Annotated in this window: 9 protein-coding genes; all 9 read right to left on the bottom strand. The window is 45.3% G+C overall.

The window, feature by feature from the left end:
- Window positions 1–13: 13 nt before the first annotated feature.
- The 9 genes from BLS49_RS20525 to BLS49_RS20565 all read right to left on the bottom strand — a co-directional run bounded on the left by BLS49_RS20525 (window position 14) and on the right by BLS49_RS20565 (window position 7,630).
- A complete protein-coding gene (locus BLS49_RS20525) occupies window positions 14–388 on the bottom strand; it encodes an MFS transporter (protein ID WP_245742619.1) in 375 nt (124 codons plus the stop codon).
- Window positions 381–1,028 carry a TetR/AcrR family transcriptional regulator gene (locus BLS49_RS20530; protein WP_091235260.1) on the bottom strand — a complete coding sequence of 216 codons (648 nt, stop codon included), beginning with the start codon at window positions 1,026–1,028 and terminating at the stop codon, window positions 381–383. Before BLS49_RS20530 ends, BLS49_RS20525 begins: the two co-directional genes overlap by 8 nt.
- Before the next feature lie 152 nt (window positions 1,029–1,180).
- Window positions 1,181–1,861: a Crp/Fnr family transcriptional regulator gene (locus BLS49_RS20535; RefSeq protein WP_245742621.1), complete on the bottom strand. Its 681-nt coding sequence runs from the start codon at window positions 1,859–1,861 to the stop codon at window positions 1,181–1,183.
- Window positions 1,854–3,752: a heavy metal translocating P-type ATPase gene (locus BLS49_RS20540; protein ID WP_091235262.1), complete on the bottom strand. Its 1,899-nt coding sequence runs from the start codon at window positions 3,750–3,752 to the stop codon at window positions 1,854–1,856. Before BLS49_RS20540 ends, BLS49_RS20535 begins: the two co-directional genes overlap by 8 nt.
- A 21-nt stretch (window positions 3,753–3,773) precedes the next feature.
- Window positions 3,774–3,989 carry a heavy-metal-associated domain-containing protein gene (locus tag BLS49_RS20545; RefSeq protein ID WP_091235264.1) on the bottom strand — a complete coding sequence of 72 codons (216 nt, stop codon included), beginning with the start codon at window positions 3,987–3,989 and terminating at the stop codon, window positions 3,774–3,776.
- A gap of 197 nt (window positions 3,990–4,186) precedes the next feature.
- Window positions 4,187–5,101 (bottom strand): VOC family protein, encoded by a 915-nt coding sequence (locus BLS49_RS20550; RefSeq protein WP_091235265.1) that lies wholly within the window; start codon window positions 5,099–5,101, stop codon window positions 4,187–4,189.
- Window positions 5,102–5,295: 194 nt separating this feature from the next.
- Entirely contained in the window at window positions 5,296–6,852 is a 1,557-nt protein-coding gene (locus BLS49_RS20555) for a sigma-70 family RNA polymerase sigma factor (protein WP_091235267.1), read from the bottom strand.
- 284 nt (window positions 6,853–7,136) lie between these two features.
- Complete coding sequence (locus BLS49_RS20560; RefSeq protein WP_091235268.1) at window positions 7,137–7,355, bottom strand: cold-shock protein; 219 nt, start codon at window positions 7,353–7,355, stop codon at window positions 7,137–7,139.
- A 74-nt stretch (window positions 7,356–7,429) separates the two neighbouring features.
- Window positions 7,430–7,630, bottom strand: coding sequence for a cold-shock protein (locus tag BLS49_RS20565; RefSeq protein ID WP_068779348.1), 201 nt, complete (start codon window positions 7,628–7,630; stop codon window positions 7,430–7,432).
- Window positions 7,631–8,109 lie beyond the last annotated feature (479 nt).

Consider the following 8,109-nt stretch of genomic DNA (forward strand, 5'->3'; position numbering starts at 1 on the left):
AGAATGACCGAAGTCATACATAACAAAAGCCCGGCGATGATAATGAGAAATCCCGTTCCTCTACCTTTGCCCGCGCCAATAATCCTTCCCACACTGTCTTAATATCAGAAATCAAAATGTATATCAGACCTGTCGCGGAAAGACTGTCGCCCAGCATCATGAGAAGCCTGCGGTCATAGCGATCTGCAAGCACTCCCGCAAAAGCACTTAACAGAAGTGACGGCATGAAGGCCAACAAGGTGACAAGTGCCATTGCGGATGCCTTCCCCGTTTGCTGAAAAACATATATCCCAAGCCCAAACGACGTAAGCCCGCTTCCTATCGCTGAGGTAAGCTGTCCCGACCACAGAAGCAGAAACTTTCTGAAGGATTTTCCCGAGCTATTCATAGCTGCTTCCATCTTCTCCGCCAAACATCCTCATAACGCTCATAAGACTTCCGCTTTCGGCTCCGAGCAGTCTTTCTACATTGCAGATAAAAGCCAGCATTCGTGAAGCGCGCTCCTCGTTCGTCATTGCAACCATATCATCATCAAACACGGTATTGGCATAGATCACAACCATCTCCATGCATTCATACGGATACGGCGTACTGAACATTCCCTGCTCAATGCCCTCAAGGATGATTCCCGTTAGGATCGACGGAACACCTTGGATGATGACCTTGTGTATCTTTTGATGCATAAGCGCATTCTGCGGCTTGTGAATGTGATCCATAATTTCCTGACTGCTTCCACCGCTTATGTTTAGTGCCATAACAGCCCGGATTATGCGCTCGATGACAGGAATGCTCTTATCTTCGGCGACCTCCTGCGCCGCGCTTATTATCCGGACATTATACCGCTCAATCAGTGCGTCCATAATATCCTCTTTCGACTTGAAGTGATAATACAGCGTTCCCCGCGCGATTCCGACCTTTGCAAGAATATCGTTAGTACTTGTGCCATCAAAGCCCTTCTGACCGAAAAGCTCATCTGCCGCGTCAAGTATTTCATTTTTGCGTTCTTCAGCTTCCTTCACCGTTCTCATTATCTATTACACCCTTTCGAATAGACCGACTGTCTGTCGGTTATATGTTAGCATACTGCCTCTCAGCTATCAAGTGGCAGAAATACAAAAAAACCGCTCCTTTTGTAAATGGCGCTTATCGCTTCCAATTAACTAAGGAACGGTAATTATGTTCAGCACATTTCCTCTAAGCCTGATCTGTTTTTAATGATGATTCTTTTATGACCCTTCAGTTCGATCAGGTCTTCCTCCTGCAGTACTGCGAGCTTTCTACTCAGAGTCTCCTGACTCATACCGATCTGTGAGGCGAGATCCCCTTTCGACATATTCAGAAGAACCTCTTGACTCCCCTCTGATAGTTCAAGCAATGCCCTCGCCAATCGCTGAGACACCGTGCTTAAGCTGATGGTTTCAATGAGGTTTTCCGCCTTTTCCAGCCGTCGGCTCAATTCATCCAGCACCTTAAAAGCAATGGATGGATATTTTGCCATCAGCTCTTTTAGCTTTGCCCCCTGAATCACGCACATAGTCGATGCTTCCAGCACCTGTGCGTTATCGGTCAACGGCAGGGAACTGAACAGAGAGAGCTCCCCGATGAATTCGCCAGGCCCGATCACGCGAATGACCTGTTCCCTGCCATTTACGTTAAGTCTGGATATTTTCACCCTGCCTGTGTACACAACGAACAGCGTACCACCTTGATCACCCGCCATGTATACCATATCGTGCTTCTCAAAGGTCTGCGAAGAAGCGATGTGGGCAATTTCCAGCATTTCTTCACGGCTCAAGCTTCCGAATATCGGCACGCTTTCGATACAGTTTGCATGACTCCCATAATGACCGCAGCTATTCACTTATAGCCCTCCCTTTATGATCATGAATGTGATCATGAATGTTCCCTTTGGATTTTCCATATTCGAGCAAGCGGATCGCATTCAGGATGACCAGCAGCACCGAGCCTTCATGCACCAGCATCCCGAAGGACAGGTTCACCGTTTTGATGAGCACGCCTGCTAACAGCAGCACTACCACCACCAGTGCAAAATAGATGTTCTGCTTCATGTTGCGCACGGTCGCCCGGCTTAAGCCAATCGCATAGGACAGCTTACCAACCTCCGCCGACATCAGCACCACATCGGCGGTTTCCATAGCGACATCGGTTCCAACACCACCGATAGCAATTCCCAGGCTCGCAGAAGCGAGCGCTGGTGCATCGTTGACCCCGTCGCCAACCATGGCAATCGTTCCGTATTCTTTCTCCAGCTCGGCAAGAATCCTTACTTTGTCGTCGGGTAAAAGCTCGCTGTAATAATCATCTAGGCCGATTTCATCGGCGACCGACTTTGCAGCTCTTCGATTATCCCCGGTCAGCATGACCACCTTTTTTACGCCCTGTGATTTAAGGCTGGCAACTAAAGCTCCCGCGTCCTCCCGGATGCTATCAGCTATGGAAATTATACCATTAATGCCATCCTTATTGCCGACGATGACCACGGTCTGTCCCTGTTCCTCCTCAATTCTAAGATCATCCTCATAGCTTGTCACGCTGATCCCGTTGCTCTCGAACAGCTTTCGGTTGCCGATGTAATATACCTCGCCGTGAAGACTGAATATAAGCCCCTGACCTGTGATGATTTGCATATTTTCAGGCACTTGCGTGATAACGCCAAACCTCTCCTCTGCCTTTACGATGATAGCTTTACCAAGGGGGTGCTCCGAATAGGATTCACCGATGGCGGCAATTCTCAGCAATTCGTCTTCATCCGTTTTGTACGCTTTTACCCGGGTCACACCGGGGTTTCCGACCGTTATAGTACCTGTCTTGTCAAACGCGACCACATGAATAGTCCCCAGTTTCTCCATGATTTCGCCGCTCTTTACAAGAACTCCGTGCTTTGCACCGTTGCCAATACCGGCGACAATGGAAACCGGGGTAGATATTACAAGTGCGCCAGGGCATGCGATCACGAGAAGAGTTAACGCGAGCTCAATATCTCTTGTGACCAAGTATAGAACCACTGCCAAAAGAATGATAATCGGCGTATAATAGCGGGAAAATTTTTCAAGGAATTTCTGTGTTTTCGCCTTTTTGTCCTGCGCCTCCTCAACCATCTGCAAAATCCTTGCAAAGGTTGTGTCATCACCAACCCTGTCCGAACGGATCACAAGATATCCTGATTCGACAATAGTCCCTGAAAATACCGTTTCTTCCACACCGCGGTTCACGGGAACAGATTCCCCGGTAATCGTTGCTTGATTGACATAGGCGGAGCCTTCAACGACCGTACCGTCAACTGATATTTTCTCTCCGGGCTTCACAATCACCAGATCACCCTGTGCTACTTCATCGGGTTCGATAAATGTCTCGATGCCGTTTCTTTTTACCCTGGTTGTGTTAGGAGCCAGATCAAGCAGCGCCTTGATGGAGGATCTTGTTTTTTCTATTGTTCTTACTTCCAGATAATCCCCGAGCATAAACAGAAAGGTGACAGCCGCAGCCTCCCAATATTCTCCGATAAGGAGCGCTCCGATCACTGCAAGGGTCACCAAAGCGTCAATACCTACGATTCTGTACCTTAAAGCGCCAACCGCTTTTTTGAAAATCGGGACCCCTGCGATGATTGTAGTCATAAGCATTAGAATGATCGTAATCGCTTCATACCCCACCAGCTTCTTTAGCATAAAGGACACCGCGGCTAAAATTCCGGATACCCATATGATTTGGCCTTTAGTCAGTTTTAACATGAGCCGATGCCCCTTTCCGCTTTATTTTTCCGATAAAATCTTGTAGCCCAATTTTCCTATTTTGCCTTTAAGCTCCTCTGAAGAAACCAGGCTCTCGTCGTAAGTAACCTTGACCCTCGAAGTATTAAATAGCACCTCGGACTTTGTGACACCCGCCGTTTTCTTCATTGCTCCCTCGATTTTCGCGATGCAGCTTGGACAGGATACGGTCTCCAATTGATACGTTTTGTTTGTCATGATTATTGCCTCCCTTTAATTTGTAAGCTCAGTATATTAGGAAAGGGGTAAAGATTCTTTGACCTGGATCAAAAACAAATAATTTATTGATACTTCAGACCATTACGCTATCGGTATTACTCGGTTAACAAGCAAAAATCAAAAAAGCACTGCATCCCAGTATGACTGGGAACAGTGCTTTTAAGATCCAATTCTCTTTACCCCTTGTATGCCTTCCGTAAATCCGCAAGATCAATTTTTTTCATTTTAAGAGATGCTTTCGTTACTCTCTCAATTTGCTCCGGCGTACCCCTGCTCATCATCTCGTCCATCTCATTCGGAACAATCTGCCAGGATAGGCCATACTTATCTTTCAGCCAGCCGCATTGCTCGGCTTCAGGAACAGCGGAGAGCTTTTCCCAGTAGTGATCGATCTCTTCTTGTGTATCGCAATACACCATTAATGAGATGGCCTCGTTAAAGCTAAAATGATGCTCCTGCGCGCTGTCCATTGCTGAAAACCACTGATTCTCCAGCATGAAATCGGAAAACATGACTGTACCTTCTTTATCAGGCTCCATGCCCTTAGAGTAGCGAGCAATATGACCTTGCTTTGAGTTGTTAAATACTGATAAATAAAAATGAAGCGCTTCCTCCGCCTTGCCGCATTTATCGCCGACAAACATAAAAGAAGGAATTATCGCAGGCCGCTCCTCACCTTCTGGGTTGGTAAGAATCAACTGCCACGTTAAACCATATTTATCCTGAATCCATCCATACCTCTCACTGAACGGATACTTATCAAGCGGCATTAATGCTGTGCCACCTTCAGATAATTTGTTCCAAACCTCATTTATTTTCTTATCTGCGTCTTTTTCCCTCGACGGGTCAAAATTAACCATGAAAGACACCGACGGATTGAACTTGAAAAAAGGCCCTGCACTGATTGCCATGAACTTCTGCCCCCATATTTCAAAAGAGACAACATCACATTGACCTGAGGGTGTGTCATAGAGAGCTGTAACATTCGTATTTTTTGAGTCCGGGAAAATGGAAGCGTAAAACTCTGCTGCTTCTTTTGCCTCCTTATCGTACCATAAATGCGGAACAATCATTTGATTGGCTTCTACCATAAGCTATACCTCCTCAGTTGAGGTTTGCGGGCAAGGCCCACATCACCTATGAAAATATTTTGTAGTCTTCAGCAACCGTACTTGTACATTTTACACCAAAATCGAGCTGGTTAAACAGTTTTCGCTGACCTATGCCTTGCCCCAAAATCCGACGTTCTTTTTATCAAAATAAACACCATTGTTCCATCCGGCTTTCACACCAGTTGCTTACTCTCAGAATCCCAGCGCCATGCTAAATCACCATGCAGTCGCAGACCGCCATACCACTCATCTATCTCCTTAATCTTCATCCAATCCTTTACACCCGCCGCTACTTCCCTTCCTACTTCCGTTAATGCAACAACGCATTCATTAAAGGAGGGGTCCCCTTTCTTTCGATAATCAGGAAATGAATAGAGACCTTGTATCTCTAATAAAGCATTCGGTCGTTCCGACAGACTCCTTAATCGATACCAAAATTCCAGATCACCCATTCCTAGTACACTTATTCGGTTCCCTATTTCCTTAAACAACTCCAGCGGAGTACTCACTCCATCCCGAACGAGCTCCAAGGTTGTCTGCTCTACAATACCCAACCCGTTCATTGTGGAGGGCAGACGAGACAAATGTAGTTCAAGAGCCGCTTTAGCAAAAGGCAATGCCGATGTGTCTTCATGCAAAATATCAACATGCCGCGTAATATCAGGGGAAGTGTACGCCTCCCAAATTTTCCGGCCAGTCTCCAGTTCCTTCCGCCCGATCCGCTGCCACGTGCCTGACAACTTTTCCAGCTGCTTCGTTGTTAACTCTCCCAATCCCCTAAATAAATCAATCCCTGGATAGTTGCCTATACACAGCAGATTTAGTTTTGTATGACCCAGCGTCTGAGCTGAGAACCAGTGCAGTAAAAAGCTTAACATGAGCTGATCGAATAAATCGTGCTCAAACCATAACACTACTTCATCGTACTTATGGAAGTTATGAAGAACCTGCTCCTGGGACTTGCAATTTGATATATAGTCTTCTGGCGGAATACCTAAAGTTCTCTCCAAATATGCCGATCTGGACGGACTCTGATGGTGCTCACTCATTTCAAGGAATACCGGACCTACCGGATACACTTCTCTCCAGACCAGAATATCTCCGCGAATATTCCCTTCCTTCAACTTGTCCCCGATATGATCTCCGTTTACTATATGTAGCATCGCTTCTCCTCCTTCGTAAATTTCGTTGAACACAGATATAAAGTCGGTGACAAGCATCGACGATCTCAGCTTATTTCGAGCATCGAACAACCGTTTTTTTAGCACAGAGGGAGATACCCCCAGGTAGCTTGATATTTCTTTGATAGAGTACCCTTGAAAATAAAATAGCTGAACTGCCAGTTTTAAACGATCAGATAAACCCTCGACAGATTGATGAAGCTTCTGGTGCCATTCCCTTCTTTCTGCGATAAGCTCTACATCGAATTCCTCAGCATCCATTGCGATATCTTCATCCAGCAGCATCATCGCAGGTTTCTTATGGCGAAGAATACGATAACATTTACGTTCGACAATAATCTTAAACCATCCAGGGAACGCCTCCGCATCCTGCAGCTTGTCAAGATTAGCAAAAGCCTCCGTGAACGCTTCCTGTACGGCATCCTCCGCCAGACACCAATCATCTAACTTGGCATATGCCACTGAAAATGCCATTCCGCTAAAATGCTGCACTAGCTGCTCCCATGCAATTTGATCGCCTTGTCGAGCTCCTTCAATCCATTGCCGCACCCCTTACACCTCCTCTGTATGCAGATACTATTTACAAAGTGCCGATAGCGTTGCAAAAGGTTACTTTGTTTATATTAAGGATAATAGTAACGACTCTATCGTTACTTGTGATACGATTCTCCAAACTCATCTTAGGTCTACAATTTCATCCTAGAAAGGCTGAACCCCCACTCTGTGAGCGGGGGTTCAGTATGAAGGAGAGGGCCTGCCGAAGGCAACGCCACATAGGTGGCGCTTGCGGTGAGTGTAGTTACGGTTTTGATGTTACCCGATCCTCATTTTATTTAGTGCTTATGCTTAGTCTGAGTAGGACTTGTATTTGCTAAAATCGGTAGCATTTTCTCGCCTTTCTCCATGAAAGAATTGCATTGACCGCACACCGGCTGAGCCAAAAAAACGAAGTTATCCCTCATCCATCCGTTGCACTTTTTATTGGTGCATGACCATATAGTTGTCATTTCCTCTGGAAGATCACTCATTGGTCTTTTGCGTGAATTGTACAAGTAACATCCCTCTTTCTTACCTGGAATAAGAAAAAAGACCCCAACACTATGGCTGGGGCCTTGTAACAGAAGTCTTACAGTTTAACAACATTCTCGGCTTGTGGACCGCGATTACCTTGCACTACGTTAAATTCAACGCGTTGGCCTTCGTCCAACGATTTAAAGCCGTCGCCAACAATTGCACTGAAGTGCACGAATACGTCGTTCCCGCCTTCAACCTCGATGAAACCAAATCCTTTTTCTGCATTAAACCATTTTACTGTTCCTGTTTCCATGATTAATTACCTCCACATTTTCATTTTTAATTGAATTCAAAATTTCAAAAAAAATCACATATTGTACAAGGTTATAGTATTAAAATCATAACCCTCTACAATATGTGACTTCAGGTCGAAATTCCAATAATCTAACTATAACACATTTGAAACTGGTTTACAACTCTCTTTCATCCCCGTCCATTATTTGTGAATACTTCTTGAAGCAGCCTACTGCAATATACAGAAAAAGAGGCAGTCCCAAAAGTTATCTAAGATAGCTTTTTAGCAGAAGAAAGGCAAGATATCAGGAAAAACATGAAAAAACAACTATGACGCTCAGGCGTCACCACCTAGAATGAAAATAATATACTCCAAATTTCCAAATTGCGCTTTTTCGAAATAGTACAGCTAGCTTATTCGTGAGAAGTCAGAGGATTGCAGATCGAACACAGTAGAGGAAAAAATCTCCTTTATTTTCGAAAATGAGATGATTTTAA

The sequence above is a fragment of the Fontibacillus panacisegetis genome, assembly GCF_900102215.1.
In the GTDB taxonomy this organism is placed as follows: Bacteria; Bacillota; Bacilli; order Paenibacillales; family Paenibacillaceae; genus Fontibacillus; species Fontibacillus panacisegetis.

Bases quoted from the DNA above. Each gene is read 5' to 3' on its own strand.
- BLS49_RS20525 (WP_245742619.1), bottom strand. From the start codon at position 388: ATGAATAGCTCGGGAAAATCCTTCAGAAAGTTTCTGCTTCTGTGGTCG.
- BLS49_RS20530 (WP_091235260.1), bottom strand. From the start codon at position 1,028: ATGAGAACGGTGAAGGAAGCTGAAGAACGCAAAAATGAAATACTTGAC.
- BLS49_RS20540 (WP_091235262.1), bottom strand. From the start codon at position 3,752: ATGTTAAAACTGACTAAAGGCCAAATCATATGGGTATCCGGAATTTTA.
- BLS49_RS20545 (WP_091235264.1), bottom strand. From the start codon at position 3,989: ATGACAAACAAAACGTATCAATTGGAGACCGTATCCTGTCCAAGCTGC.
- BLS49_RS20550 (WP_091235265.1), bottom strand. From the start codon at position 5,101: ATGGTAGAAGCCAATCAAATGATTGTTCCGCATTTATGGTACGATAAG.
- BLS49_RS20565 (WP_068779348.1), bottom strand. From the start codon at position 7,630: ATGGAAACAGGAACAGTAAAATGGTTTAATGCAGAAAAAGGATTTGGT.